Origin of the sequence: Candidatus Enterococcus testudinis (assembly GCF_002140915.1) — a bacterium.
Classification (GTDB): domain Bacteria; phylum Bacillota; class Bacilli; order Lactobacillales; family Enterococcaceae; genus Enterococcus_D; species Enterococcus_D testudinis.
Genome location: NZ_NGKU01000001.1, coordinates 602,799 through 629,767, shown reverse-complemented (window position 1 = coordinate 629,767; position 26,969 = coordinate 602,799). Strand labels below are relative to the sequence as shown.

Here is a 26,969-nt window from a genome sequence, read left to right as displayed (position 1 = left end):
CTATCTTACTAGCTGCTCCCTGATAGATCTTATTGAATCGTCCGTAATTGATCGATTCGCTCTTGTACTTGTTGTTTCTTTTCAAGATAGTCGGCTTCTTTGCTGCGTTCTTGAGCCACCACTTCTTCAGGGGCATTGGCCACGAAACGCTCATTCGATAGTTTGCCTTGAACACGTTTGACTTCTTGATTGTATTTATCCAATTCTTTTTCCAATCGACTGATTTCTTCTTCGATATTGATCAATCCTGCTAGAGGCAAGTAAATCGTCGCACCGGTCAAAATAGCGGACATCGCAAGTTCTGGTGCATCTAGATCATTGGAAATCACCAATTCTTCAGGATTGCAGAAACGTTCGATATAATTTTTGTTGTTGATCAAGAATTCTTCCACTGTTTGATCATTGGTTTGGATCAAGAGTGTGATTGGTTTTGACAATGGTGTATTGACCTCAGCACGAATATTGCGGACTGATCGGATCAATTCTTTCAAGACTTCCATACCTTGTGCTGCTTTGTCATCTGACCATTCTGGTGTAACGACTGGGTATTGTGCGACAACCAATGATTCACCGGTATGTGGCAATTTACTCCAAATTTCTTCGGTCACAAATGGCATGATTGGGTGCAGCAGGCGTAAGATGTGATCAAGCACATGAACCAAAATACTCTTGTTGACATGTTTGGCAGCTTCATTGTCCCCATACAACGTTTCTTTGGACATTTCGATATACCAGTCACAGAAATCATCCCAGATAAAGTTGTACAATTGGCGGCCCGCTTCACCAAATTCAAAGCGTTCAAAAAGATCAGTGACTTTCTCGATTGTTTCATTTAGTCGCGTCAAGATCCACCGATCAGCGACTGATTTTTCACCAGAAAAATCAATGTCTTCCACATTCATGCCTTCAACGTTCATCAAGACAAAGCGTGATGCATTCCAGATTTTGTTGATAAAGTTCCACGCTGCATCCATTTTTTCATAGCTGAAGCGAACATCTTGTCCTGGTGCTGAACCATTTGATAGGAACCAACGCAATGCATCCGCACCGTATTTCTCGATAACTTCCATCGGATCGATGCCATTGCCCAATGATTTACTCATTTTGCGGCCTTGTTCATCGCGAATCAAGCCATGGATCAAGACATTCTCGAAGGGACGTTTACCAGTAAATTCTAAGCTTTGGAAAATCATTCGGCTAACCCAAAAGAAGATAATATCATAGCCGGTGACCAACGTATTGGTTGGGAAGTAGCGTTGATAATCTTCGTTTTGTTCATCCGGCCAACCCATGGTTGAAAACGGCCATAAAGCTGAACTAAACCAAGTATCCAAGACATCTGGATCTTGTTGCCAATTCTCTGCATCTGCCGGCGCCTCTAAGCCAACGTACATTTCACCAGTTTCTTTATGGTACCACGCTGGGATTTGATGACCCCACCAAAGCTGACGAGAGATTACCCAATCATGGACGTTGTCCATCCAACGCAAGAAGGTCTGATTGAACCGTGGCGGATAAAATGCCACTGCATCGTCTGTTGCTTGATTGTCAATTGCTTGTTGGGCAAGTGGTGCCATTTTTACAAACCATTGTGTGGATAATCTCGGCTCCACAACAACTCCCGTACGTTCAGAGTGCCCTACACTATGGACCATTTTTTCGATTTTGATCAACCGGCCAAGTTCATCCAAGTCTTTGACGATTTGTTTCCTAGCGGCAAAACGGTCCATCCCAGCATAAGCGCCAGCCAAATCATTCATTGAGCCATCTTCATTCATGACATTGACACGAGGCAAGTCATGGCGATTACCGACCTCAAAGTCATTTGGATCATGGGCAGGTGTGATTTTCACAACACCTGTTCCGAATTCTTGGTCAACATACGTATCAGCAATGATGGGAATTTCTTTGTTGACCAATGGCAAGATCACCATTTTGCCAATCAAATCTTGATAACGTTCATCATCTGGATGCACAGCGACCGCGGTATCGCCAAGCATTGTTTCTGGACGTGTCGTTGCGATTTCTACGACGCCGCTGCCGTCTGCCAACTCATAGGACATATGATAAAAAGCACCTTCAATGTCCTTATGGATCACTTCAATATCTGACAATGCAGTACGTGCTTGTGGATCCCAGTTGATGATATATTCTCCACGGTAAATCAAGCCTTTTTCATATAATGTCACAAAGACTTTACGAACGGCATCTGATAGTCCATCGTCTAATGTAAATCGTTCGCGACTATAATCCAATGACAAGCCCATTTTGGCCCATTGTTCACGAATGTGACCGGCATATTCTTCTTTCCAATCCCATACTTGCTCAATGAATGTTTCGCGGCCAAGATCGTAGCGAGAGATACCTTGTTCACGTAGTTTCTCCTCGACTTTGGCTTGCGTAGCGATCCCTGCATGGTCCATACCCGGCAACCATAATGTATCGTAGCCTTGCATCCGTTTTTGGCGAATGATGATATCTTGCAATGTGGTATCCCACGCATGGCCTAAATGTAATTTCCCTGTTACGTTTGGCGGTGGGATCACGATTGAATAGGGCTTGGCTTCTTTATTTCCGCTTGGTTTGAAACGATCATGGTCGAGCCAGTTTTGGTAGCGTCCGGCTTCAACTTCTTGGGGATTGTATTTTGTGGATAATTCCTCTGTCATGTGGTCTCCTCCTATGTGGATCAATTATTGTGTCAGATGAGCGCTAATCAAAGGGCAGAAAATGTGCAGTGGATGCCGAAGACAACAAAAAGCGCCTTAAATGCCGAGGCATTTAGGGCGCTGATACGCGGTACCACCTAAATTGTAGATTTCTCTACCACTTTGACGTGAGTTAACGGTCACGATGCGTTTGTCCTTGGATCAGCATGGATCCTCGAATCAAAGACCTTCAAGCTACCTTCTTTGCTTCTGGGAAAGTCTTGCACCGACCGACTTTTCTCTATACACCAGGTGAACAAATACTCCTCTTGAACATTGTCTTGCTGTTTTCATTCTTGTTTCATCTTGCTATATTCTACAATGAAGTCGATCGAAAGTCAATTAGAGGTTTGCTTTAGCAGCGTCGATGGCTGCTTGATAATCAGGCTCTTGGGCAATTTCTGGTACGATTTCAACATGACGCATGACACCATCTGCATCCAATACAAAAATCGCCCGTGCAAAATGGCCAAATTCTGGAATCATGATTTGGTAAGCTTCTCCGAAGGTATTTGCTGGATCATGCAAAACGATCATGTCCACACCTTCTTTGCCGCACCATTGTTCTTGTTCTTCTTTGGTATTGTTTGAGATCGTTACGAAATGAATCTCGTCTAATTGACTAGCCTCTTGATTAAAGCGCTTGGTTTGCAATGCACACACTCGTGTATCGATATCGGGCACAACGCTGATGATCGTTGGCTTGCCCAAAAAATCAGCCAGAGTGTACTCAGTGTCATCCAAACTCTTCAAACGAAAATCATGGGCAATATCTCCAACCCTTGGTTGATCTCCAGGCATTTCATAGACGGTTCCTTTACGTGTAACTTGCATATCATCTCTCCTATTGCGTTTTCTCCCAGTATAAGGAAGAATCACAGAAAACGAAAAGAATTTGCTCAAACCCTCGTTTTTTGTGAATAAGTCGTATCAAAAAAGATCAAGGTTTGCAATTCGGTCGTTAAATCGATATATTGAATATTCACGGCTTTAGGTACCACTACTGGATCAGGCGCAAAATTCAAGATTGCTGTGATGCCGGCATCAACGATGACATCCACCGCACTTTGGGCATAGCGGCTAGGTACCGTAGAAATCGCCACTGTGATTCCTTCCTCTTTGACGACTTCAGCCAATTGATCCATCCCATACACATAATGGTCACCAACCGTTTGCCCCACCAATTGCGGGTCATTGTCAAAAACCGCTGTCACCGACAGGTTTTCATTGCGACGAAAATTGTTATTGGCCAATGCTTTGCCTAAATTACCAAAACCGATCAAGGCAATTTTCTTTTCTTCATTGGTTTCCAGTATATGGCTCAACACCTCGATCAAATACGGCACATCATAGCCGTATCCACTACGTCCTAATTCACCTAAATGCGAAAAATCACGACGGATCGTTGCAGAAGGGACCTGTGTAATTTCGGCAAATTCTTTTGATTTGATCCGTTGGACACCTGTAGCATCCAGAATTTTTAAGTGTCTTAAATAGACTGGCAGCCGTTTGGCAGTTGCTTTTGGAAGTTTCTTTTCTTTTAAGCTTTCCATCGTTCTACCTCCCTTGTTAAAATGTTCACATATCGAGTGTAGCACGTTGAATTTTGAATAGCAAGAAATTATTCACAAACTTTTGCAACGAAAAGCCTGCATGTCTTAGAAACGGCATACAGGCTTACTTCATACGTATTCTTTTATTTTGCAAGATTTACAAAAGGTCAGCAAATGCTTCATCTATTGCTTGTTTTGCTGTGATTTGCTCAATTTTCAATCCAGCCATTGCGCGACTGATCATGCCGTCAATATCCAAGCGTTCTTCGTATAAATGGACTTTTTCCAATTTTGGCCGTGTTTTTGGTTGAGGCGGCGCAAAGATCGTGCAACAATCTTCAAAGGGTTGAATCGCCAATTCAAAGGTATCGATTTCTTGAGCAACCTCAATGATTTCTAATTTGTCCATCGTTGCCACAGGCCTGATGATCGGTGTAGTGGTCACTTCATTGATTGCCACCATTGACTGCAAAGTTTGTGAAGCCACTTGTCCTAATGATTCCCCATTCAAAATCACCAACCCATGTCGCTGTTCGCGAATCGCATCAGTCAAACGCAACATCATGCGACGGGTCAATGTCATCCAATACCCTTGCGGCACCCGATTTTTGATTTCTTCTTGCACCTCTGTAAAGGGCACTTCAATAAACTGGATACTACCGACATACGGTACTAGTTTTTCGGTCAAATCTTTGGCTTTTTGCAAAGCTTGTTCACTGGTGTAAGGCGGACTTGCAAAGTGGACAGCTTCAATCTCGACACCGCGCTTCATCGCATAGTAGCCGGCAACTGGCGAGTCGATTCCACCAGACAACATCAGCATTCCTTTGCCACTGGTCCCAACTGGCAAACCGCCAGCACCTTGAATCGTTTCATAAGACAAATAGGCACCGTCCATCCGAATTTCGACCCGCAAATTGATATCCGGTTTCTTCATTTGTACACGAATATCTGGAAAAATATCAAAGACAGCATTGCCCAATGTCAAATTCAGCTCATTGCTGTCTTGAACAAACGAGTGGTCGCTGCGTTTGGCAGTGATTTTGAAAGTTTCCGTTCCTGTATAGATTTCTTTCATCAAGGTTTGCACAGATGTTTTTAACACCTCAATGTCTTTCTCCACGCGAATACTTGGCGAGAAATTTTGAATACCGAAGACTTTTTGCAGTCTTGGTATGATGTGTTTGCCATCTGCACCGTTCAACAACAAGTGCATCCGGTCTCTTTCTGCATGGATCTTCACATCTGGAAAATCTGCTAAAGTCCGTTTCACATTTTCAGCCAACTGCATGATAAAGCTGCGCCGATTTTTCCCTTTTGTTGATAGTTCGCCATAACGAACCATGATTTCTGTATAGTTCACGATTAAACTCCTTTAGTTATCGAATGATCTTTTGTTTTGTTTCGGATAATTAGTTGATTTTGGAAAACTTCTGATAAAGCTGATGAAAAACGATCAAGAATTGTTCAACTTCGGCCATTGTATTGCTTTCATCCAAACTGATGCGGACAGCAGATGTGGCCAAATCATTGGGAACTTGCATTGCATGCAAGGTGCTGCTGGCCATTTTCTTACGAGAAGAACACGCGCTGGTGGTAGAAATATAGATTTGTTTCTCCTCAAAGGCATGAACCAATACTTCTCCTCTGATGCCTTTTAATGAAAAGCACAGGATATGAGGCGCGAAGCCGTCAGAGCCAGAAAATACTGTCACTTTCTCGTAACTGGCCAAAGCTTCCAATAAGTATTGCTTCAATAACTGAACATGTTTGGGTCTTTCGGCTTTTTGTTCTGCAGCAAGACGCAAAGCTTTGGCCATCGCTGCGATTGCAGGAACATTTTCAGTGCCACTGCGTTGGTTGCTTTCTTGACCGCCACCTGTCAGTAGCGGCGCTAATTTGCGGCCTTTTTTCCAATAGATAAAGCCCACACCCCGGGGACCATGAAACTTATGGGCTGAAAACGTCGCAAAGTCTACACGTGTTGGCATCCATTCCTCTTGGGGAACCTTGGTGATTGCTTGAACGGCATCTACATGAAAATGAATCGTTGGATACTCTTCCAGAACAGCTGCGATCGCTTTGATGGGTTGGATGCTGCCTATTTCATTGTTGACTGCCATGACGGAGACGAGAATCGTTTCTTTGCGGATCAGAGCCGAGAGTGCGTCGACATCGACAAATCCTTGACCATCGACTGGTGCCACGCTGACCTCAAAACCTAATTCAGACAATTGTGCTGCGGTTTCACTAACAGCAGGATGTTCGATACTGGAAATAATCAAATGATTGCCATAGGCTTTCTTGGCGAGTGCCGTTCCTTTGAGTACCCAGTTGTCGCCTTCCGTGCCGCCGCTTGTAAAAGCAATCTCAGTAGGTTGAACAGATAACGTATCCGCAATTTGTTGACGTGATTGCTGTAACAGTCGATTGGATTGATTGCCTAGGTCATGCAAACTGGATGGATTGCCGATGATTCGTTGACTCACTTGTGTATATGTATGTAAAGCTTGGGGATAGATGGCTGTTGTGGCGCTATTGTCGAAATAAATCAATGGTAGGACCCTTTCTCTAAAAAATTCTTTCCCATTATAACTGGTGCAGCTAACACTTTCAAGGCTTGTTCCACAATGTAGTGATTTTATAAAGAATTGTATGGTTGTCTATCAAGTGTTGTTCAGCTGATTCATCGCAGAAAGAAAGCCAGCCGTCGTGCACTGGCTGGCTTTGGGATTAGACTAAATCGCGGTTATTGAAATAGAAATTTTCGATGCGTTTGAAGGCACCTGGTTCGACACGTTCTAAAGCAGTGCCGATTTCATCTAAGGCGTCTTGATAGCGATATTCTTTGCTGAAAAGATACAATGATTTATCGATCGCCGCTTTGATGTCTGGATGAGAATGACGATAGCGATTTGCGTATTGCATCATTTGCTCAGTCAATGCTGCTGCATCTACTAAATCATGGGTTTGTTCATCTAATAGGTCCAAATCATCTTCACAAACTGAAACCAATTTGTTGATGTCTTGCATGTTGATTCGGATCTTGTTCAACTCTTTGCCAAGATCTTCCACACGATCAGTAGCCACGAAGAAGAACTCAAGATACTCTCCTGGTAAACCTGGCAATCGTTGTTTTTCAACAAATCGTTTCAAGTTGCGCAAACGGAATTCGAAGGCTTCCACTTTTTCGTGGGCCACTTTTTCACCACGACGCAATTCTGCCAATGACTCATCGATTTCCACTTGTTGGCTTTCAACATCATCAAGGATTTTGTAAGCATCTTTGTAGTAGCTTTGCACTTCTGAGTAAGAAATTTCATGGTTTTCAAGTTGTGGCAAATACTCATTGTTGCGACGTGCCAGTTCATCGACTTCTGTTTGGAAGCCGCGGACACGACCTAATTCATTATGATTCAATGTATAACTTTGTGCGGTATGGTCTAATTCGATCAATAACTGACGGTTGTTCTTTGTCGCATGTTCAATGTAATCAACGATGACTTGACGATTTTTCATCACATATTTCTTGGCATTGATTTCTCGTTCCATGACAGTGTATAAGCCATCAATATCACTTGCTGTATCACGATTCGCCACTTCAACTGTCGCAACTTCTGTTTTGGCAAGATCGTTAGTAGAATTTTCGACCCGTTTCTTGACGCGGTTGATTTCTTCTTGGAAGTTTTGTTCAGGGAAAACATATTTTTGATCAAGCAGTTTTTGATAACCATCTTGGATTTCTTTCAATTGGTCTGGGAAAGTTCGGTTCAATTCTTCGTAAGCAGCTGGGATGCGTTTCATCAAGTCTTCGACTTCGTACGTATGTTGCTCCGCTTGTTCTAAGACTTCACGGGCTTCCACCGGATCACCAGAAGTATTCAATGTCACAAATTGTGTGAATTCAATTTCGATATTTTTGATTTGTTTTTGTAGTTCATTGTACGCAGGTCCGAATTCTTCCCCTTGTTCACGAAGGTTCTTTTTCAATTCTTCATAGACGTCTAATGCTTTTTGGACTTCTAATGAATTGCGTTCTTCACTTTCACGCAATTCTTTCAAGCCAGCACGGATCTCTTCGACTTGGCTCTCCATGTCATTCATGGTCGCTTCCGCTTGTTCGATGGCCCCTTTGGCTTTAAAGAAGCGAATGCGTTCATTCAATTCTTCCACTTCGAAAATTTGACTTTCTAATTCTGCAAAAGATTTTGTAGAAATATCTGTCCATTGTTGGTTCCATTCCCGGAACGTATTTTGACTTTGACCGACAAGGTGCATTCTTTTGACTTCGTCGACCTCTTCTATGACTGGCAAGTCAAAAAGATTCTCTTTACGTTTTTCCAAGGCATTCAGCTTTTCTTGGTTTTTCTTTCGCATAAAATAGCCAATTGCATATAAAATCGCTGCAATGACGATAATCGCAATGACAATGCCGAAGATGATATTAGTTCCCATGTTGTGGTTCCTCCAATTTTCAAATATACATGTTGCCTCTGAAATCTGCCCACAAGCAGATTGATTTTGGTTTCGGGGCTTTTTTCACAAAAGGACAGAAGTCCCCTTTATAAAAAAGCATCTACGCTAGATTATAGCATAAAGAAAAAAATCAAGCATTAGATTGAGGCAAAAAAGATTGACTTTTTTGGCATCTGATATTTTATAGGAATGTTTTTCGTAAAATTCGGAAGCAAATATTGCGAAATAACAGCTGATAAACGGTTTTTTATGCAATTTATCATCTTTTTTCAAGAAACAGCTTGATTTATCAAAAGCGAAACTGTACTCTAGTAAAAAGCTTGAACAGGAGTATGTCATATGAAAGTAGCCAAATTTGGAGGCAGTTCTCTCGCCTCAGCTGAACAAGTGCAAAAAGTAGTGGATATTATAAAAGAAGATACGCAACGACGTTTTGTCGTGGTCTCTGCACCAGGCAAGCGCAACAACGCAGACAAAAAAGTGACCGACTTGCTTCTCGCCGTTTGTGCAGCCCGTTGTGCCAATGAACCGATCGAAGCATTGCTTGCTGAAATCTATGGCCGTTATGAAGCCATTGCGGCACCATTTAAGATTGCCGCTGATCACTTAGCATCTATTCATACCTCTTTACAACAGTTTGTCACATTACCTTACGAAAACAATCCTCATTTCTACGATACTGTCTTGGCCAGCGGTGAGGACAACAATGCCAAATTGATTGCCGGCATCTTGCAAAGTGCTGGTCTGCCTGCCCGCTATATGAATCCACGGGAGTTAGGGATGACTGTGACGGATGAACCGCAGAATGCCCGTATTCTGCATGCCTCTTATGAGAAAATCAACGCTTGGCATGATAGCCAAGCTATTCTGGTGATTCCCGGCTTCTTTGGTTATACCGAAGCGGGTGATATCTGTACATTTTCTCGCGGCGGTTCTGACATTTCTGGCGCTATCGTTGCAGCTGGCTTGCAAGTCGATCTCTATGAGAACTTTACTGATGTGGATGGCATTTTTTCCGCACATCCAGGTTATGTCCATCGCCCGGAGTCAATCAAAGAAGTGACGTATCGCGAAATGCGGGAATTGTCATATGCTGGTTTTACTGTCTTGCACGACGAGGCTCTGATGCCTTCTTACCATGCCAAAATCCCTGTCGTGATCAAAAATACCAACAACCCTAGTCACCCGGGAACACTGATCACCAATCATCGGGATAATCTAGAACAACCTGTGATTGGCGTCGCCAGTGATGAAGGGTTTTGTATGATCTATATCCGCAAATATCTGATGAACCGCGAAGTCGGCTTTACCTTGCGGGTACTTGAAATCTTCCGTGACTTGGATTTGAATTATGAACACATGCCTTCAGGAATCGACGATATTTCGATCATCATGCGTTCCAATCAATTAACAGCTGAGTTAGAAGAAACACTGTTAAGAAAGATCGCTTATGAGATTGATCCAGATGAATTACGAATTACCCATGACCTCTCTATGGTCGTAGTAGTTGGTGAAGGCATGCGGCAGCGTGTCGGGATCACCGCGGACAGCACCGCTGCCCTCGCCCGCAAAAACATCAACTTAGAAATGATCAACCAAGGTTCCTCGGAAGTCAGCATTATGTTCGGTATCCACAAAGAACAAGAAAAAGCGGCTGTTCGAACCTTGTATTACACCTTTTTCGACTAAGCCGAAAGGAAACGACCGTCAACAATGCGCAGAAATGCAGCGCTGTGGACGGTCGTTTGTTTTATTGGTTGTCTTTGATTTGATTTTGTTTGGTTTTGATTTGACGGTTGATTTCTTCTTTGATTTTGCTTTCTGGAGCAAAACGTTCTGACCAGTCATCAGGCTTCATCACCTTATGGGTTTCCGGGTGGTAATGCGGTTGCCCATCAGGAAACAGTTTCCCCATGTTGGCTTGATGGACGATCGCCAATAATGGATCTGGATCAATCCCCATAAGGGAGAACGAACCATAGGTAAAGTACAGCAAATCACATAGCGCATCCACTTGCTCTACAAAAGAATCTTCCGTTGGCTGCGCTTTAGCGGCAAGCTTCTGCGCCGCTTGATCAATTGCCTGATGCAACTGCGCAAGCCCTACTGAGAATTTCTCTTGATCATTATTGCTGGCGGCATAAATCAATTCAACGATCTCTTCAATTTTGAAACCACCCCGAAAAACTGCTTTTTCATAAGAAAACGGTTGGGGGATCGGTGGACAAGTTGGATCAAAGGTGCGGTGAAACTCTTCTGTCATCTCAAATGGACGCATCTATCTTCCTCTTTTCTGGTGTCACATGACTGGTTTATTGTTTCGGGTTCGCCTCGATAATACCATAATGGATCAACGCTTGTTGAATCCCATCCTCATCATTGGAGGCTGTGACATAATCAGCACTTTCTTTGGTCACGTCTTGTCCGTTCCCCATCGCCACACCAATACCGACGCCTTTTAACATATCGACATCATTGAAATGGTCGCCAAACGCCATCGCTTCTTCGATCGCAATGCCTTCATAGGCAAGGAACTCTTTGATGCCTCTTAATTTTGACCCTCTTTTGGGCACGATATCCACTGAATAGGCATTGGAGCGCTTGAAATCGCATTGCGGCAATTTATTCATCAATTTTTCCTTTTCTGACTCTGGACTCAACATGATACATTGATAAATCGGTTCTCGCAAAATATCTAATGACTCATATCTCTTGGCATTGCGATTGGGACTAAAACGCTGCAACATTTTCTTCAAAAAGCCGACTGGAAATTTCTTCGGTACAAACCGCAGATACCGCTGCATCACCGGCGATTGACTTAAACGGATCGTCAAACTGCCCGCGACTTGGGTCTCACCGCCAAACATCACTTGACGATAATTTTCATCTGCATAGTCAACAATGGTTTCTAGCGTTGGCTTTGAAAATGGCTTGGCATAGATCAAGCTTTCATTTGTATAAACGAATTGCCCATTATAGGTAATAAACATATCCAACGGTAGATAATCGATGACTTTGTCCAATTCGACAGGACCACGTCCTGTCGCAACCCCACATAAGACCCCTTTTTCTTGGGCTTGTTGGATGGCTGCCCGGGTACTAGATAAGGCTTTGCCGTTATTGGCAATCAATGTACCATCGATATCAAAAAAAATTGCTTTAATCATAGGACTCCTCAAAATAATGCTAATTGGTTGGGATTCAATGCTTCATACGTCAATTGCAGCTTGCTGATCATCTCTCGCGCATTATCCGCTGCATCTCGGCCAGCATTGTTATTAAAAATCACCGCTGTTTCTTTTGTATTGGCAGAAACAGATTGTATGGCGGTGGACAATTCATTGATTTCTTTCTCATTGTAACGATACAATGTGCGCACTTGTTTCGCATCTGGACCGGTGGCTGTCCATCCGCTATCATTGCGGCCATGAAAGCGGCACAAAGTAAAGGATGGATTCGTGACTGTCGGATCCAGCGGAATCGTTGTGGACAGTTTTTTCGGCTGATCCACGACAACCAAAGAGAACTGACGCTGTTTCATAAAGTCGATCATGGATGGATAGACATCCGGTTGATACCAGCTATGATCCCGCAATTCAATCGCCAACGGATAATCAGCGAACCATATTCTCACTTGATCCAAATACGCCACATGTTGTTTGGTACATTTGAACTGATTTGGAAATTGCGCCAACAGACAAAACAACTTCCCAGCCTCCACCATTGGTGCAATCGCTTCTTTGAAGCGTGTCAATGATTCTTCTACTGTCATCCCTTCTGGTACATCCCCTTGGGTCGTGATACTTTGATGCACTTTCAGGACGAAGCGAAAGTTATCTGGTACTTGTGTTAGCCAATTGCGCACATCTTTTTCTTTAGGCAAAAAATGATAGGTCGTATCCAACTCCACAACGGGAAAATAGCGGGCATATTCAAATAATTTTGAACTTTTTCTATCTACTAGACGACCATGTTCACTAAATGTTGTGCAGCCGATGCGAATCATTTTTGACACCTCACTTGTCTTCTCATTTCAATAGTATACAATAGTTTAGAGTGAAGCGTAAATAATTAATGCAGGTGATGAATAAATGAAGCGAATTCTCGTGTTACATACTGGCGGAACGATTGCTATGAAAGAAGATACATTAACTGGTGGTGTCAGCCCAGACGTCAGCAATCCACTGATGGACGCACCGATCCACATTGAAGAAGATGTGGAATTGATCGTAGAAGATATTTTTAATTTGCCTAGTCCCCATATGACACCAAATGAAATGCTGCAATTAAAAGAACGGATCCAACTGGCACACATCGGTGGTGTGGAGGGTGTCGTTATTACCCACGGCACCGATACGTTAGAAGAAACTGCCTTTTTCCTAGATACCACGATTGGCGGCCAATTGCCCATAGTGGTGACCGGCGCGATGCGTTCCAGCAATGAGATCGGTAGTGATGGCCTGTATAATTTTGAAAGTGCCATTCGGGTTGCGAAATGCCCTGATGCCGTCAACAAAGGTGTGCTTGTGGTCATGAACGATGAGATCCATTCAGCCCGCTATGTGACCAAAACCCATACGACAAATATCGCTACCTTCCGTACACCGACATTGGGTCCCATCGGTTTGGTGACGAAACATCGCATCATCTTTATGCAAGAATTATTGAACAGCCGTCAACTAGACGTTGATTCTGTGGACGGTCTATTCCCTATCGTGAAAGCCTATGCAGGTATGACTGGTGAACTCTTTAACGCATTGGCTGATTCTCAAATCGATGGCCTAGTGATCGAAGCCCTCGGTGCTGGCAATTTGCCGCCACAAACAATCGACCCTTTAAAGAAACTGATTGCTCGAAATATTCCCGTCGTATTGGTATCTCGCTGCTTCAATGGCATCGCGGAACCCGTCTATGATTACCCGGGGGGCGGTATCGAACTGCAGCAGTTGGGGATTATTTTTTGCAACAGCATCAATAGCCAAAAAGCCCGCATCAAATTATTGATCGCCAAAAACCGCGGACTCCCTTTACCAGAATTGACTGCATTTATGGAAAACTAATGAGAAAACAAACGTCCTCACGCTAAAAAAAGCAGTCAGGACGTTTATTTTATACCGTGATCCAGCTAAAGACAGCTTCACAATAGGTGATATCAGCAATTTTGATTTCATGCAGTGTTTGCAAAGGCAGCGTGTCTCCAGTTGCCAAAGTTTGTGCTTCATTGATTTGGACATGGCTATCGATCAAATTGCCATAGGCGACTTCTCGATCAAATCGAATCGTGACTTCTTTTACTTGGTGGCTTGTCAAAAAGTCGTAGCCCAGTACATCTAACAGCCAATTAAAATACATCGCATTATTGACATGCTGATTGCTGTCAATATCATAAAACCGTACACGATAGGGCAAAGATTGGCCATTGGTGATGGGATCGATTTTCGGATAGCGTTTGATACGCTTGATTTTTTCGCTGCCAAAAGGTGCCACGATCTCATCAGGTACACTGCTGACCTTCCGGGTTTCTGGATTCATCAAGGCAAACACAGCTTCGATTTTGACCAGTTCATTTCCTTGCTCATCTAACAACCAGAAGTAACGGTAGCAAAAGAACTTATTGTATTCCTTCGCTTGGGTTGCCACTTGGATCTGCTCTCCGACTTTTGGCAGCCTGGTCACCAAGATATGGTAGCTGGTAATGATCCACGTCAACCCATAACCTGCAATCACATCCGGACCGCGGTCTAATTGCGCACTTTGCTCCTCAGACGTTTTGATTGCTACACCCAACATAGCTGGAAAGGTCATCGTTTGATTGATATCACACTCATAATACGCAACTTCATGCGTCGTTTGGTACTTTGTTGCCATTAAAAAACTGCCTCCTAAAAACGGTTCAAGCTGTTATCGACACTTGCTCCGCAGCTTTCGCCAAATTGATTTAAATGAACCAATAAATACTATCACTGATACCCAGATTGACATTCTTGCCTGTCGACTGAAAGTCAGTCATTGTGGCCCATCCTTTACTCAGTCAAGTGGGCAATCAAATAATCCTGTTCTTCTTTTCGTAGACCTAGCCCCACTTCAATGTACTGATCCACTGAGCCATATTGCTTCTTGATCGTTGCGATACTCTCCGCAAGGAAACTTTCTTCCGCACGCATCAAAACCGAAATCGCATTGAGGATATCAGCCTCTAAATGTTTCGTCATAGGTTCAAATTTCGCCTTCAACATGGGGCCCAAATAGCGATTGGTCGCCAAATAGTCCTCTTTGATCGTATCCGGATCGACACCTAAAACATGCAGCAGTAAGAAAGCCCCAAAACCGGTCCGGTCTTTGCCCGCAGTACAATGAAATAGTGTTGCCCCAGAGCCATTGGCATTGTCTATCACATGATCAAAAAATTGGCGATATTGCTTACGGGCGTGTGGGCTTTCAACAAAGTGACGATACACTTTTTTCATCTGTTCCTCGGCATCTTCCCCGTCATCAAGACGCTGTTTCAAGCTTTCAGGGGATAATGAAACCATCGTTTCATCTTCTTCAAAAATTGGCAAAAACACTTCTTTCGCGCCTTTGATTGGTCGATCAGGTTGTGCTTGGCTTTCAGCTAGCGAACGAAAATCGACCACTTGATTGACGCCATAATCTGCCAATTTTTCTTGGTCTGCACTTGTGAGCGCATCGATAGCAGCGCTGCGAATCAGTTTTCTATCCTTGATTACACTGCCATACTTAGTCTGATAGCCGCCCAGTTCTCTGACATTTGCCGCCTGTTCTAGTTCGATCAATTGTGACATATTCAAAACCTCCCGAATGTTTATACTTAAAAGTATAGCAGAAAGAATGTCAGAGGGGGAAGAAACGTTTGGTTTTCTCCAATACAGCGCAAAACTGCACAAAAAAAAGACCACACGTAGTCTTTCTTTCGGACTAAGATCCTCTTTTGATTTGGTTTATTCTGCGTCGATGACAGCCGCTGTATCGTCTAATACAGAGCGATCCAATTCATTGATGCGACTACTTGTCACCACACCAGCCACCATACTGTCGCTAACGTTTACCAAGGTACGAGCCATATCGATCAAGGGTTCCACAGAGATCACCAATCCAACAATGGCGATGGGCAGATTCATCGAGCCTAAGACAATCAATGAAGCAAAGGTTGCCCCGCCGCCGACACCAGCAACACCAAAGGAACTGATCGTTACCACAGCCACCAACAGCAAAATAAATTGCCAGTCAAAGACATTGATTCCTACAGTTGGTGCCACGATCGTTGCCAACATAGCTGGATAAACCCCGGCACAACCATTTTGACCAATCGACAAGCCAAAGCTGCCTGAAAAGTTGGCGGTTGCTTCATCGACACCCAATGCTTTTGTTTGGGTTTCGATATTTAAGGGTAATGCCCCAGCACTAGAACGAGAGGTGAAGGCAAAACTCAATACTGGAAAAGCTTTTTTGAAATAGGTTACTGGATTGACTCTTACTGCAATCAACAGCAGTGAGTGAACCAAAAGGACCAAAATCAAGGCTGCATATGAAGCCAAGATAAATTTACCCAAATTTAAGATAGCAGCAAAATCACTTGATGCCAACACATTCGTCATCAACGCTAAAACGCCGTAGGGAGTCAAGCGCAAGACCAACGTCACGATGCGCATCACGATTTTGTATAAGCTATTCATTAAATTGGCAAAGGTTTCTGCTTCTTTCGGCGATTTGCGTTTGACACCTAAAAAGGCGATCCCCACAAAAGCAGAGAAAATCACCACACCGATCGTACTGGTTGATCGAGTGCCAGCAAAGTCAGCAAAGACATTGCTTGGGATAAAAGACACGATTTGTTGCGGAATCGACAAGTCTTGCACTTGTGTCGAACGTTCTGCAAGTTCTGCAATGCGGGCTGTTTCCGTCGCACCTTCTGTGAAACTTGCACCGTCTAAACCAAAGACCATGACCATAGAAATACCGATCAAAGCAGCAATTGCTGTCGTTCCCAGCAATGTCGCCAATACAGTAAAACTGATTTTCTTGATTTTTTCGCTTTCTTTCATTTTGGTAAATGCCCCAACGATAGAAACGAAAATCAATGGCATGATCAACATTTGCAGCAAAGCCACATAGCCGCTGCCGACCATTGTGATCCACTCCAGTGATTGGGTTACCACATCAGAGCCAGTGCCAAAAATCAATTGCAAGATACCACCAAAGACGATACCGACAAACAAAGCGCCAAATACCCGGGTTGAAAATTTCACGTGGCGCTTTTGCAACAAGTAGAACCCATAAATAAGGGCAGCAAAAATAAGTACAACAATTACAGTTAACAGATTTGTCATTTGAATCCTCCTTAAATAAAATAAGATGACAAAGTCTGTCAAAGGAAGTAAAGGTTCCCAGTGACCATTCTTCAACAGTTCACTCTAATGAGACGTGTGACATCATTAGTGACCTTTCTATTCTAAAGAAGATTTGGAAATCTTACAATAAATAAGTTTGCTGAATGGGGATATTCTCAGAAAAAAGCGCCCACAATCTAAAGCAAATCACAAAAATGTTATTTTATTCAATCAGCAGGTTGCTGCTGTTCCTGCTCAAACTGTTCTTCCACTTTCGCTATTTCTGCCAATAAACGTGTTTCACTTGGGAGAATCGTTTCATACTTGCTCGCCACAATCGTTTGATTCGTCTGTGGCAAAGCAAATTTGACCAATGTATCATTCTTCTGGGTACATAACAAAATCCCGATCGTTGGTTGTTCATCCGCTAATTTCTCTATACGGTCATAATAATTGACATACATCTGAAGCTGTCCCAAATCACCATGGGTCAACTTCCGGGTTTTGATTTCAACGATCACATGAGCCCGCAATAAGCGATTATAGAAGACCAAATCGATAAAGAACGCCTCATCTTCCAACATAATCCTTTTTTGACGCGCCACAAAGGAAAAGCCATTGCCTAGTTCAAGCATAAATGCTTCTAAATGATTGATCAATGCGGATTCTAGTTGGCTTTCATGATAGGCAGGTTGATCAGACAGCCCTAAAAATTCTAGCACCATAGGGTCTTTGATGATTTCTCGCGGATCCTCCGGCAAACGTTGCTTTCGCGCAACTTGCAATACGGATGCCTTATCCGTGGACATCAGCAACCGCTCATACAATAGAGAATTGATTTGCCGCTCCAGCTCTCGACCCGTCCAATGATTATGCACAGCTTCTAAAGCATAATATTCTCGCTTATCTGGATCATCGATTCTGATAAGCAGACGGTATTGCAGCCAGTTCAATTCGGAACGCAGTGCGTTCCGAATTGGATAGGTGAGGTAAAATTGTCTGGCTAACCGCAAGCTTCTTTCTGAAAAACCTCCCCCATATTTACTGTGCAAGACATCACCTAAATTTTTTAAAAGGCTTATCCCATACGCAGCCCGTTCCTGATTGTCTTGTTCTTCAACAACGATTCTTTGGCCAATCTGCCAATACATCAAGACTCTTTGAAAATCGATACTGCGCATCGCTTGCGCTTTTGACGTGGTGATAATCTGTTGGATGTCACTCAAAATAGCTGAATCAACTGCTTCTACTTCATTATCAGTCATGCGTTTCCTCTCCTGTCACCTCACCTAAGATTGGCTTGATCCTAAAATAGATGTCGCCTGATAAGGTACAAAAAAAGATACGCAGTCTTATGCTGACTATTTTTTTGATTGGATGAATATGCCTATTTCAGATACTGCGCGCATTTTCATCGTTTCAGATCGTGCATATCAAAAAAAGCTTTGATCAATCAGCATCGATCAAAGCTTTTTCCATTTCTACGCCAATGCACCCATTGGATCCCAAGGAGCCAACACTTTTGGTTCAGCTTCAAAAGCTGCTAGTTGTTCTGGTGATAAGAACTCTTTGCGGACAACGATTTGGTAGGTGTATTCATCCATCCATTCATCACTCATAACGAAGAATCCATCTGTACCGACTTTTTCTCCCCAGCTATTTTCGACTTTCCATTTGGTTGATTCACCATCGATGATATCCACCCCAGTTAAGACCATGGCATGAGTCATCAAACTTTCACCAAAATCCAATCGTTCTGCTTTTGTCATCGTAAAGTCAACATCGAATAAGTCATTCATATCATAGGCATCCAATGACATGATACCGGAATCTCTCGTGGATGATTGACCGACATCACAACCAAACCATACAGATTCTCCTTGTTCAAGTTGTGCGATCGCCAATTTTTTGAAAGTCGGCATATCAACATTCAGGTATTTGACTTCCTTTCCGCCTACGACATTGCCTAACATGTCAACTGTATAAGATTTGTCATACGGTTTGTCTGCCGTTGGGGCATTGATAATACTTACATAATCATTCAAATCCACACCTACATATTTGTCATAAAAACTTTGCGGTGTTAAATCGCGGTCGATGTGATACACCTTGTCTTCATCGCGGTATTCAAAATCAAATGTTTCCGGTGGGGTGCCTAAAGATGTTGCTAAGAAATTGTACACGTCTTGCAACATTGCTTCTTTCGCAGCTTGAATGTCTGTATCCGTTTCACCAGCTTCAACCAATTTCCGTAAAGCAACAGCATCCTTACGTAGTTTTTTGTTCAAGTAATTGTTTAGATCACGAGAATTTGATGAGTTGCTGCTTTCAGGCATCACAGATTTTGGTACGACACCATATTTTTGGAAGATCGATACGATCATATCCCATTGACCACCATCTTGTTGTGGTGTTTGCAATAAGAAAGCAACTTTGCGGCTTGTCACAGGTTCTGACGCTGTCGCCAAAATATTTTCATAGAAATAATTGGCTTTTTCATATTTGTCCCAAAAGAAGGTATGGTTTTGAGACAATTCAAACTCTTTTAATTTAAAATTGTTCAACATTTTATGACGGAAGGTATTCAAGGCCGCAAACATCCAGCAACGGCCAGATTGTTTTTGGTTCGATACTTTACCTGTAGTCACATCAACAGAAAATACTGGTACATTGACGATTTTGGCACTGATGTTTTCTGCAGAAGCGGTGATGCCGTTTTTGACTACACCACGTTGCAGGGCGTTTTGTTTATTGTTTTCTAGATAAGCTGCTGCAAACTCAGCTGTTGTTTGTTTAGAAATTTCTGACATATTTCTTCATCCCTTCACATTTCGTTCCTTCCATTCTACGCCTCTCACAAAAAAATGACAACCGCCCAATTGAAGAAACCTTGATTTTCTCAACCGAACAGTTGTCATAATTATTCAGGCTTTACATAAAAATCAGCCATGCGAGTAGGCCTGGCAGTACAAAAGATAGCCCATGTTCAAAACGGCCATATATCTTGTGAATCGGCTTACTGGCCAAAAGAATCGTCAATAGCACGCTACCTAACATCAAGGTCACAAACCCTAGGAGCGATAGATTCAAATCCATAATATTCAATGCCCGCAACCCTTTAATAAAGATGCCTTGCAATAAATAAACTAGTAATGTGTTTTTTCCCCACTTGGTGAAAAACATTGTTTCCCGCGGAACGATCCGCATAAAACCGACGATACCCATCAGCCCAATCAAGAAAAAGACCCCTCTTAATGGTCCGCCAAACAAAGGATAGCTCAAATAATCTTCATAAGGTTTTGAGCCAAAGACCATATACTTGTTCATCCCATGAAAGACAGCAATAAAGCCATAAATAATCGGCAAAAAGCTGACACTCAGCCAACGCAACCTCGATGTTTGCAAAAATGCCATGTCATTTTTAGGAAAGTAAAAGCCAATAATAAAGAAAGGCAAAAAGACAAAGGTACGTTGCAACGTCAAAATTTGATTTAAGAAGGGCAAATAACCAGCGCCAAGACTTAAGGCAATACTAAGGATGATCGCCTGTTTAGGCGTCAGTCGTTGAAAGACGAATAAGGACAATTGCCAAAAAAACATACTAAGCAAAAACCACAAGGCCCATTGGGGATTCAACAGCTGAATCTTGGGCGTCTCCCGCAACCCAATCAGCCAATAATAGACGATATAAAAAATTTGGAAAAAAAGGTACGGCAACAAGAATTTTTGTATCAATACCGCAACTTTTGACCCTTTCGTCAAAGGCTTCGCAAAATAACCAGATAAAAAAACAAACGCCGGCATATGAAACGTAAAAATAAAATAGTATAAATCATGATAAAATTTGTGATCGCCAATAAAAGATTGTAATAAGTGGCTAAACACCACCAAGATCATCAATAAAAATTTGGCATTGTCAAAGTAAGCCGTTCTTTGCGATTGGCTCATAATAGTTCCTCCTCATTTGATGCTTACCTTTAGATTACGGGAAATGTCCTTTAAACAGGTAACAAATCCATGTAATTTTTACAACAATCATGACAGGTTTCTTACAGGTGCTTGCTTTTTTGTATTATTTGTATTAATGTTAGTAATACAAAGGAGTGGATAGCATGATTTTTACCATTGAAACGCAGAGTGACAGACCCATTTATCAACAACTCCGTGCACAAATCATTGTAGCCATCGCCAAAGGTGAACTGATGCCCGGTGAGCTACTGCCTTCTGTTCGTCAACTAGCTAGTGAAATCGGCATCAATACGATGACTATCTCCAAAGCCTATAACTCATTGAAGGAAGAAGGTCTTTTGATCACAGATCGGCGCAAAGGAACCATCGTGGCAACACCCCAGCTCTTAACTGAAAAAGAGTCTACCCAATACTTGCAGGATTTAGAAGTCCAGTTAGCCGCCGCCTTGGTACATGGCAAAACAAAAGCCACACTTGAACAAGAATTTCATCAAGTGCTTGCACAATTTACGGAAGGATGTGACATAAAATGAATCTCATTTTTTTCTTCATCGCATTGTCTTTCTGCGGTATCTTCTGGTTTGGTTTGCGACTACCCAGCAAACCCCACAAATATGTACTATTGGAAAACACATTGGCGCCTCAGCATATCGACGATCTTGCTGTACAAACAATTGTCACTAGTTATCGCCGCCGCCTCATTCAACTGATTGCTTTATTTAGTGTAGCAAGTCTTGTTTTTTTGTTCAATCTATCTGACTCGATCATGTTTATGTTGTTCTTTTTACATCTTTTTTCTCTGATTGGTTGCGGTCAACTTTTGCTGATTCATTATATCGGGAAGATGCGCCAATTGATTGTCGACAAAGCGTGGCTCTTACCCATTGATGCGATAAGGATCGATACCAAGATCATTCAAGAAAAAAACCGTAAGATGTTGCCGCTGATCAGCTTTATTCCGGCTTTTCTGCTCTTACTTCTTGGTAGTTACTTCAGTTTTGAAAGCACCGATAAGGGCCTATCGATTGTGGTGATAGGTATCAATCTTTTGATGATGCTCCTCTTTATCGGGTTGTGGTGGACGATTCGAAACCTACCTGTACGCGGGATGTCTGGTGATTCTCGTATTGATCAACAAATCAATGATGCGACTAAATATTATTGGTCATTAACGCTGATTATTCTAGCGACAGGTTTGCTCATACTGACATTTGTTCCATTACTTTCGGCGAATGCTCATAGTCTTTGGGGCCTTTTGATTAGCAGTGTATTCGTTCTTTTGACCATCGGCATGATCATTGTGCCCTTTATACTGCTTATGCGTCTGCGTAATAAACAAGAGCAGCTTTTGGGTCAAGCCAAGCAGCCAAGATATAACGGCGAAGACGTCTATTGGCGTTACGGGGTCTATATCAATCCAAATGACACCAGATTGTTCGTCCCCGATCGTATAGGTATGAATATCGGTATCAATTTAGGCAAACGCAGCGGTCAAGTACTCTCGATTGCCACTTTGCTCCTCCTAATTGGTGCCCTGTTGTTTGCAGTCGTCCCTTTGTATCAATTGGACTTCACCCCTGATGCATTGCAAGGGCAAATTATTGATGAACAAGTAATATTTACCGCCCCTTTGACAGCCAAAACAACGGTCTCTGTTGATTCGATTGAAGAAACCACATTGGTCGATACGATCCCCACACCAATCGTCAAAAAAATCGGCACCGCGACCGAAGATTACGCTACTGGGTCATTCACGGTCAACGGCGAAAACGCACATCTCTATGTTGATCTGCAAGCACCAAAATTTCTTAGAATCGAAACAAAAGACAAGATCATCTATTATACAAACAAAGACCCTAAAAAAACGATTGCGCTTTATCAGCAATTGGTCGCGCTAGACTAACTGCGCATTGCACAAAAAAATCACTGACTAACGGTAGAAGCAACCGAAGTCAGTGATTTTTTCATTTTTTTATTCTGAGCAAAAAATAAGGTACTTAACTCCGGCAGTAGGACTCGAACCTACGACATCATGATTAACAGTCATGCGCTACTACCAACTGAGCTATGCCGGAATAATCTATAAGTACTATACCAAATAGTCTGATAATTTAGCAAGTCTATTTTTTATTTTTTGCTCATTTTTTTTACGTACTTGATTACGAATGAAACAAAGAATATTTCCCCTCATTACAAGTCAAAATCTGTTTGACAAAGCTGGCACTTTACGGTATGCTATATCTTGTGTTAAATAACATGCCGCTTTAGCTCAGTTGGTAGAGCGCATCCATGGTAAGGATGAGGTCGACGGTTCGAGCCCGTCAAGTGGCTTTGGTAGGACAACGTTTTGGACGTTGTCTTTTTTTGTTGTCATTTAGTAAAGCATTTTTTAGTGGGTCGAATTGTCCGATTTACTCTTTTTTGGAAAGTAACTCAATCAACTCTTTTTGTTGTTTGATAACTGTAACAAGCTGCTCATTCATTTCAATTTGACGCGCACGTTTACCTGATGTCAACTTCAACTGTACGTAATCATTCATTTTGATCCACTGGAACAAAGCCAATCCATGGGCTGCAAAAAGGACAAACACAGCAGCTGTTACGCAAACCATCAGCCCGTTTTTCAACATGAAAATCTGGTCCCAACTTTGACGTAAAACAGAAGGAATTCCAGCAATTTCATTTGTTTTTTGGATGATCGTTCGTATTTGTTCAAACAAAGAAGCGAAATCAGCTATCAGCCGATCCACTGAAAAAGAACTATTTAAAAATACATTTGTAAACTCAGTCTGTAAATGTAGCACTTCCTGCACACTTAATTGATTGACACGCTGGACAACAGTGTTATAGGTTTGATACACCTCTACCCCCATCTTCACCATAATCACAACAGCGGACACTACCAAAAACAAATAACCGCCAATCAGCATCTTTTCGCTGACATACCACCGATCAATACGCTTGAGCTTTACTAAAAAATAGCCAATGAGACACAAGCCGGTAACAATGATTAACCCTTCAAGCGCAATTAATCCCCCAATTTCGATGCCCATATGTACAAAATACTCTTTCAACGTTTGAAACATATCACTTGCTGAAAAGAGCATTAGAACAGACCGTATATTGATGTCAAAATAATTATTCACTATCCCGTTGATCCAGCCTTGCTGATGCTGAAAGATAAACAATAAGACAATTAAAAATATCAGACTGCTTATATAGACCATGGACCGAAAAAATTTTACGTTACCACCTTGATTTATCATCTGGCTCACCTCAGTCTCTATATTCCTTTGAAAAGCCTGGATAATGCTATTACGGAAAAGTATACCATATCCTCTTGATTTCCCCAGTATTAGGAGAACCCGAGGAAAGATAAATGACTCCAGAAAAAATTACAAAACGAACATAGATTACAAGAAAAAGTGTTGTATCACTTGAGAAAGAATACTATATACTTTACTTTACTCCTGAATTGTATGGTGTTACATTCGCTCCTCGTACATATCTATAATAAACCAAAAACAATCAAACAGATAAAGAGGTATACTTTATCTGTTTGATTGTTTTATTTACGTATATTGTACAGTCTGACACTTATTTCACAACCAACACGCTACACTTCGAATGATTGACTACATAATCAGTCGTTGTCCCGACAACTGCGCGCGTTAGAGTACCCTTGCCCGTAGCTCCAATTACGATCAGATCGATGGGATATACCTCTGTTGCCGCATGGATAATGAAACGTTTGGGATCCCCCACTTCAACAATGACCGCCACATCTTCCACACCTTGTTTGTTGGCATCATAGATTTTTTTTAACATCTCTGTTTCTACTTTGGTCTTTTCTTGGTCAAAAACCTTGGCAAACGCATAAGCACTTGTTGACAATTCAGCATTGTTGATCACTGAGAGGATGAATAATTTGGCTTTACTGGTGCGACAAATTGCAATTGCTTCTTGGAACGCTTTTTCCGCCTGCTCTGACCCATCAAGTGCAACGAGAACATTTTGACAATTCGATAACATCATAATCCCCTCCCTCACCTTCATTTTAACAGGAAACGGCGGCTATCTCCATATTTTTGTAACTGTTTTCATTTTAACGTTTTTAAATCAAAAGCTTTTGTTAATTTTTGTGAATGACCTTACATAATAAATCGAATTGGACTATGGTTAATTAAAAAGATTTGAGGTTTTAGCCATGCGTTCTTTCTTACAAGCACTTTCCACACTTTTGCTCTATTTAGTTCTCTTTCTTGTAATCCTGGCTGCTATTGCTTGGCTTCTTTTGAAATTTTAAACTTATGCAAGAATAAACCAATTATTTGGGTTTGTTTATCCACCGTGCTACACTATGGATATCAACTTATTAAAAGGAAGTATAGTGCTTCCTAATCATCCGGAGGTCTTTCTAATGGAACTTGAGATTACACCAGAAGCGGCGGCGCGCTTTCCTGAGAACTATCAGCTCTACATTATCACAAGCAATGACGGATCGAATCAATTTTCTTCGGCTGCTGGTTGCTGCATGATTGGTGAGCGCTTTTTGATCACGCCTATTACGGAACCTTTGCCTCGATACAGCGAAGTCGTAACAAGCAATCGCTTTACCTTTTTCACATCGACCTATGATCAAATGTTTCTGACCGGTCATCTGATTTTGACTGTGCACCCATCCTCTGGCACACTGATATTGAAAAATGAAGGCGGCTATCTCGACAACAATCTAATGCTCGAAAAAGAACCGCAAATCCATCCTACTGCATAAAAAACAAAAAACGGGCCAATCCTTATCAGAAGGAAGTGCCCGTTTTTTTATTGCAGTATAGGTAACAAATCCTTTGGTTGTTCAACAATTACTTGCGCTCCGGCAGCCATCAATTCACTTTGGTCACCAAATCCGTATAAGACCCCGATTCCAACCAATTGGTTCTCTTTGGCTCCTTCCATATCATGAGAGCGATCTCCGACCATAATGGTATGCTGATGCTCCGCGGGTACGATCTCTGATAGAGCATAGGCAATCACTGCCCCTTTAGATCCTCTTTTATTTTCCAGATCCGCGCCAAAAATCCCTTTGAAATAACGGGTATAATCCAAATAGCTCAAAATGTCTTTTGCAAAAACTTCCGGTTTCGAAGTAGCGATATAGAGCGCATGATTTTTTGAAAGAGTAGCTAAGACTTCAGCAATCCCTTCATATGGTGTCACTTGAAACATCCCGCTTTGACGATAGTGTTCGCGATAAAATGCAACAGCCTCTTTTGCTTTCTCTTCTGAAAAGCCAATGTTAAGAAACGAATCGATCAATGGCGGTCCGACAAACGATCGCAATTGTTCTAAGTCCAGTGGATCATGCGCCATTTGTTGCAACGCATATTGAATAGAAGCAAATATTCCCTCACTTGAATCAATAATTGTGCCGTCTAAATCAAATAATATCGTTGTCAACTCTACAACTCCTCTCTACAACTCCTCTTTTCTTCTATTATAAAGAAAAAGAAGCCGAAAAATCAACAAAAAGAAGGAACGAACCAATCGGTTCATTCCCTCATACTTTTTTATACAAAAAAAGATAGCCTCAGCTATCTAAAAGACTCCGGCAGTAGGACTCGAACCTACGACATCATGATTAACAGTCATGCGCTACTACCAACTGAGCTATGCCGGAATAAAAAAAGAAACGCGTGGCGACGTCCTACTCTCACAAAGGGAAACCCTTCACTACAATCGGCGCTAAGAAGCTTAACTTCTGTGTTCGGCATGGTTACAGGTGTATCCTTCTTGCTATCGCCACCACACTATTCAATTGAGTAAGTGTTGCTCACTCAAAACTGGATTGAAGAATCAAAACTCTTCCGAGTTTCACGTTAATCTTGGTTAAGTCCTCGATCGATTAGTATCAGTCC

The 26,969-nt window shown here is 42.2% G+C and carries 23 protein-coding genes, 3 tRNA genes, 1 rRNA gene and 1 other annotated feature; of the genes, 6 read left to right on the top strand and 21 right to left on the bottom strand.

The features are described 5' to 3' along the window. Window positions 1-29: 29 nt before the first annotated feature. From A5886_RS03095 to ezrA, 6 genes are all read right to left on the bottom strand, one after another. Window positions 30-2,669, bottom strand: a complete 2,640-nt coding sequence (locus tag A5886_RS03095; RefSeq protein ID WP_086273588.1) for a valine--tRNA ligase — start codon at window positions 2,667-2,669, stop codon at window positions 30-32. 110 nt (window positions 2,670-2,779) lie between these two features. Then, window positions 2,780-2,994 (bottom strand) — a binding site (T-box leader). Between the two features lie 56 nt (window positions 2,995-3,050). Then, entirely contained in the window at window positions 3,051-3,542 is a 492-nt protein-coding gene (gene tpx, locus A5886_RS03085; protein WP_086273587.1) for a thiol peroxidase, read from the bottom strand. Window positions 3,543-3,607: 65 nt separating this feature from the next. After that, window positions 3,608-4,261: a redox-sensing transcriptional repressor Rex gene (locus tag A5886_RS03080; protein ID WP_086273586.1), complete on the bottom strand. Its 654-nt coding sequence runs from the start codon at window positions 4,259-4,261 to the stop codon at window positions 3,608-3,610. Window positions 4,262-4,418: 157 nt separating this feature from the next. Then, complete coding sequence (gene thiI / locus A5886_RS03075; RefSeq protein WP_086273585.1) at window positions 4,419-5,624, bottom strand: tRNA uracil 4-sulfurtransferase ThiI; 1,206 nt, start codon at window positions 5,622-5,624, stop codon at window positions 4,419-4,421. 49 nt (window positions 5,625-5,673) lie between these two features. Next, window positions 5,674-6,816 carry a cysteine desulfurase family protein gene (locus tag A5886_RS03070; RefSeq protein WP_086273584.1) on the bottom strand — a complete coding sequence of 381 codons (1,143 nt, stop codon included), beginning with the start codon at window positions 6,814-6,816 and terminating at the stop codon, window positions 5,674-5,676. Window positions 6,817-6,994: 178 nt separating this feature from the next. Continuing rightward, a complete protein-coding gene (gene ezrA, locus A5886_RS03065; RefSeq protein ID WP_086273583.1) occupies window positions 6,995-8,716 on the bottom strand; it encodes a septation ring formation regulator EzrA in 1,722 nt (573 codons plus the stop codon). A 360-nt stretch (window positions 8,717-9,076) separates the two neighbouring features. Here ezrA and A5886_RS03060 point away from each other — a divergent pair, with 360 nt between their 5' ends. Continuing rightward, the gene (locus A5886_RS03060) at window positions 9,077-10,426 is read left to right on the top strand and encodes an aspartate kinase (protein WP_086273582.1); all 1,350 of its coding nucleotides are present in this window, start codon (window positions 9,077-9,079) and stop codon (window positions 10,424-10,426) included. 61 nt (window positions 10,427-10,487) lie between these two features. On the opposite strand, the gene A5886_RS03055 is transcribed toward A5886_RS03060, so the two are convergent. The 3 genes from A5886_RS03055 to A5886_RS03045 are packed head-to-tail and all read right to left on the bottom strand — an operon-like array spanning window position 10,488 to window position 12,743. Next, entirely contained in the window at window positions 10,488-11,015 is a 528-nt protein-coding gene (locus A5886_RS03055) for a pyrophosphohydrolase domain-containing protein (RefSeq protein ID WP_086273581.1), read from the bottom strand. A gap of 34 nt (window positions 11,016-11,049) precedes the next feature. Then, window positions 11,050-11,904 (bottom strand): Cof-type HAD-IIB family hydrolase, encoded by an 855-nt coding sequence (locus tag A5886_RS03050; protein WP_086273580.1) that lies wholly within the window; start codon window positions 11,902-11,904, stop codon window positions 11,050-11,052. An 8-nt stretch (window positions 11,905-11,912) separates the two neighbouring features. Next, a complete protein-coding gene (locus A5886_RS03045; RefSeq protein WP_086273579.1) occupies window positions 11,913-12,743 on the bottom strand; it encodes a DUF72 domain-containing protein in 831 nt (276 codons plus the stop codon). An 85-nt stretch (window positions 12,744-12,828) separates the two neighbouring features. Here A5886_RS03045 and A5886_RS03040 point away from each other — a divergent pair, with 85 nt between their 5' ends. Continuing rightward, the gene (locus tag A5886_RS03040) at window positions 12,829-13,797 is read left to right on the top strand and encodes an asparaginase (RefSeq protein ID WP_086273578.1); all 969 of its coding nucleotides are present in this window, start codon (window positions 12,829-12,831) and stop codon (window positions 13,795-13,797) included. A gap of 49 nt (window positions 13,798-13,846) precedes the next feature. Here the strand turns inward: A5886_RS03040 and A5886_RS03035 are convergent, their stop codons facing one another. The 6 genes from A5886_RS03035 to A5886_RS03010 form a co-directional block, all read right to left on the bottom strand. Beyond that, window positions 13,847-14,605 (bottom strand): acyl-ACP thioesterase domain-containing protein, encoded by a 759-nt coding sequence (locus A5886_RS03035; RefSeq protein WP_086273577.1) that lies wholly within the window; start codon window positions 14,603-14,605, stop codon window positions 13,847-13,849. Window positions 14,606-14,760: 155 nt separating this feature from the next. Further along, on the bottom strand, window positions 14,761-15,540 hold the full coding sequence (locus A5886_RS03030; protein WP_086273576.1) for a tyrosine-protein phosphatase: 780 nt from the start codon (window positions 15,538-15,540) through the stop codon (window positions 14,761-14,763). Window positions 15,541-15,696: 156 nt separating this feature from the next. Next, a complete protein-coding gene (locus A5886_RS03025) occupies window positions 15,697-17,085 on the bottom strand; it encodes an L-cystine transporter (protein ID WP_086273575.1) in 1,389 nt (462 codons plus the stop codon). A gap of 227 nt (window positions 17,086-17,312) precedes the next feature. After that, window positions 17,313-18,350 (bottom strand): PDDEXK nuclease domain-containing protein, encoded by a 1,038-nt coding sequence (locus tag A5886_RS03020; RefSeq protein ID WP_086273574.1) that lies wholly within the window; start codon window positions 18,348-18,350, stop codon window positions 17,313-17,315. 216 nt (window positions 18,351-18,566) lie between these two features. Further along, window positions 18,567-19,895 carry a C1 family peptidase gene (locus A5886_RS03015; RefSeq protein WP_086273573.1) on the bottom strand — a complete coding sequence of 443 codons (1,329 nt, stop codon included), beginning with the start codon at window positions 19,893-19,895 and terminating at the stop codon, window positions 18,567-18,569. 121 nt (window positions 19,896-20,016) lie between these two features. Further along, window positions 20,017-21,033, bottom strand: a complete 1,017-nt coding sequence (locus A5886_RS03010; protein WP_086273572.1) for an acyltransferase family protein — start codon at window positions 21,031-21,033, stop codon at window positions 20,017-20,019. A 164-nt stretch (window positions 21,034-21,197) separates the two neighbouring features. On the opposite strand from A5886_RS03010, the gene A5886_RS03005 reads away from it, so the two are divergent. Then, window positions 21,198-21,587, top strand: a complete 390-nt coding sequence (locus A5886_RS03005; protein WP_086273571.1) for a GntR family transcriptional regulator — start codon at window positions 21,198-21,200, stop codon at window positions 21,585-21,587. Beyond that, a complete protein-coding gene (locus A5886_RS03000; protein WP_086273570.1) occupies window positions 21,584-22,957 on the top strand; it encodes a hypothetical protein in 1,374 nt (457 codons plus the stop codon). The genes A5886_RS03005 and A5886_RS03000 overlap by 4 nt, the downstream gene beginning before the upstream one ends. Window positions 22,958-23,055: 98 nt before the next feature. Here the strand turns inward: A5886_RS03000 and A5886_RS02995 are convergent. After that, window positions 23,056-23,129: transfer RNA gene (locus A5886_RS02995), tRNA-Asn, on the bottom strand. Window positions 23,130-23,312: 183 nt separating this feature from the next. Between A5886_RS02995 and A5886_RS02990 the strand changes: the two genes are divergently transcribed. After that, window positions 23,313-23,385: transfer RNA gene (locus tag A5886_RS02990), tRNA-Thr, on the top strand. Window positions 23,386-23,465: 80 nt separating this feature from the next. Here the strand turns inward: A5886_RS02990 and A5886_RS02985 are convergent. Then, on the bottom strand, window positions 23,466-24,320 hold the full coding sequence (locus A5886_RS02985) for a hypothetical protein (RefSeq protein ID WP_179189958.1): 855 nt from the start codon (window positions 24,318-24,320) through the stop codon (window positions 23,466-23,468). Window positions 24,321-24,651: 331 nt separating this feature from the next. After that, window positions 24,652-25,086: a universal stress protein gene (locus tag A5886_RS02980; RefSeq protein WP_086273568.1), complete on the bottom strand. Its 435-nt coding sequence runs from the start codon at window positions 25,084-25,086 to the stop codon at window positions 24,652-24,654. Between the two features lie 388 nt (window positions 25,087-25,474). Between A5886_RS02980 and A5886_RS02975 the strand changes: the two genes are divergently transcribed. Beyond that, window positions 25,475-25,828 carry an iron-sulfur cluster biosynthesis family protein gene (locus tag A5886_RS02975; protein ID WP_086273567.1) on the top strand — a complete coding sequence of 118 codons (354 nt, stop codon included), beginning with the start codon at window positions 25,475-25,477 and terminating at the stop codon, window positions 25,826-25,828. A gap of 47 nt (window positions 25,829-25,875) precedes the next feature. On the opposite strand, the gene A5886_RS02970 is transcribed toward A5886_RS02975, so the two are convergent. The 3 genes from A5886_RS02970 to rrf all read right to left on the bottom strand — a co-directional run bounded on the left by A5886_RS02970 (window position 25,876) and on the right by rrf (window position 26,861). Beyond that, window positions 25,876-26,511 (bottom strand): HAD hydrolase-like protein, encoded by a 636-nt coding sequence (locus A5886_RS02970; RefSeq protein WP_086273566.1) that lies wholly within the window; start codon window positions 26,509-26,511, stop codon window positions 25,876-25,878. A 146-nt stretch (window positions 26,512-26,657) separates the two neighbouring features. Next, window positions 26,658-26,731 (bottom strand) — tRNA-Asn (locus A5886_RS02965). Between the two features lie 14 nt (window positions 26,732-26,745). Continuing rightward, window positions 26,746-26,861 (bottom strand): 5S ribosomal RNA (gene rrf / locus A5886_RS02960). Between the last annotated feature and the right edge of the window lie 108 nt (window positions 26,862-26,969).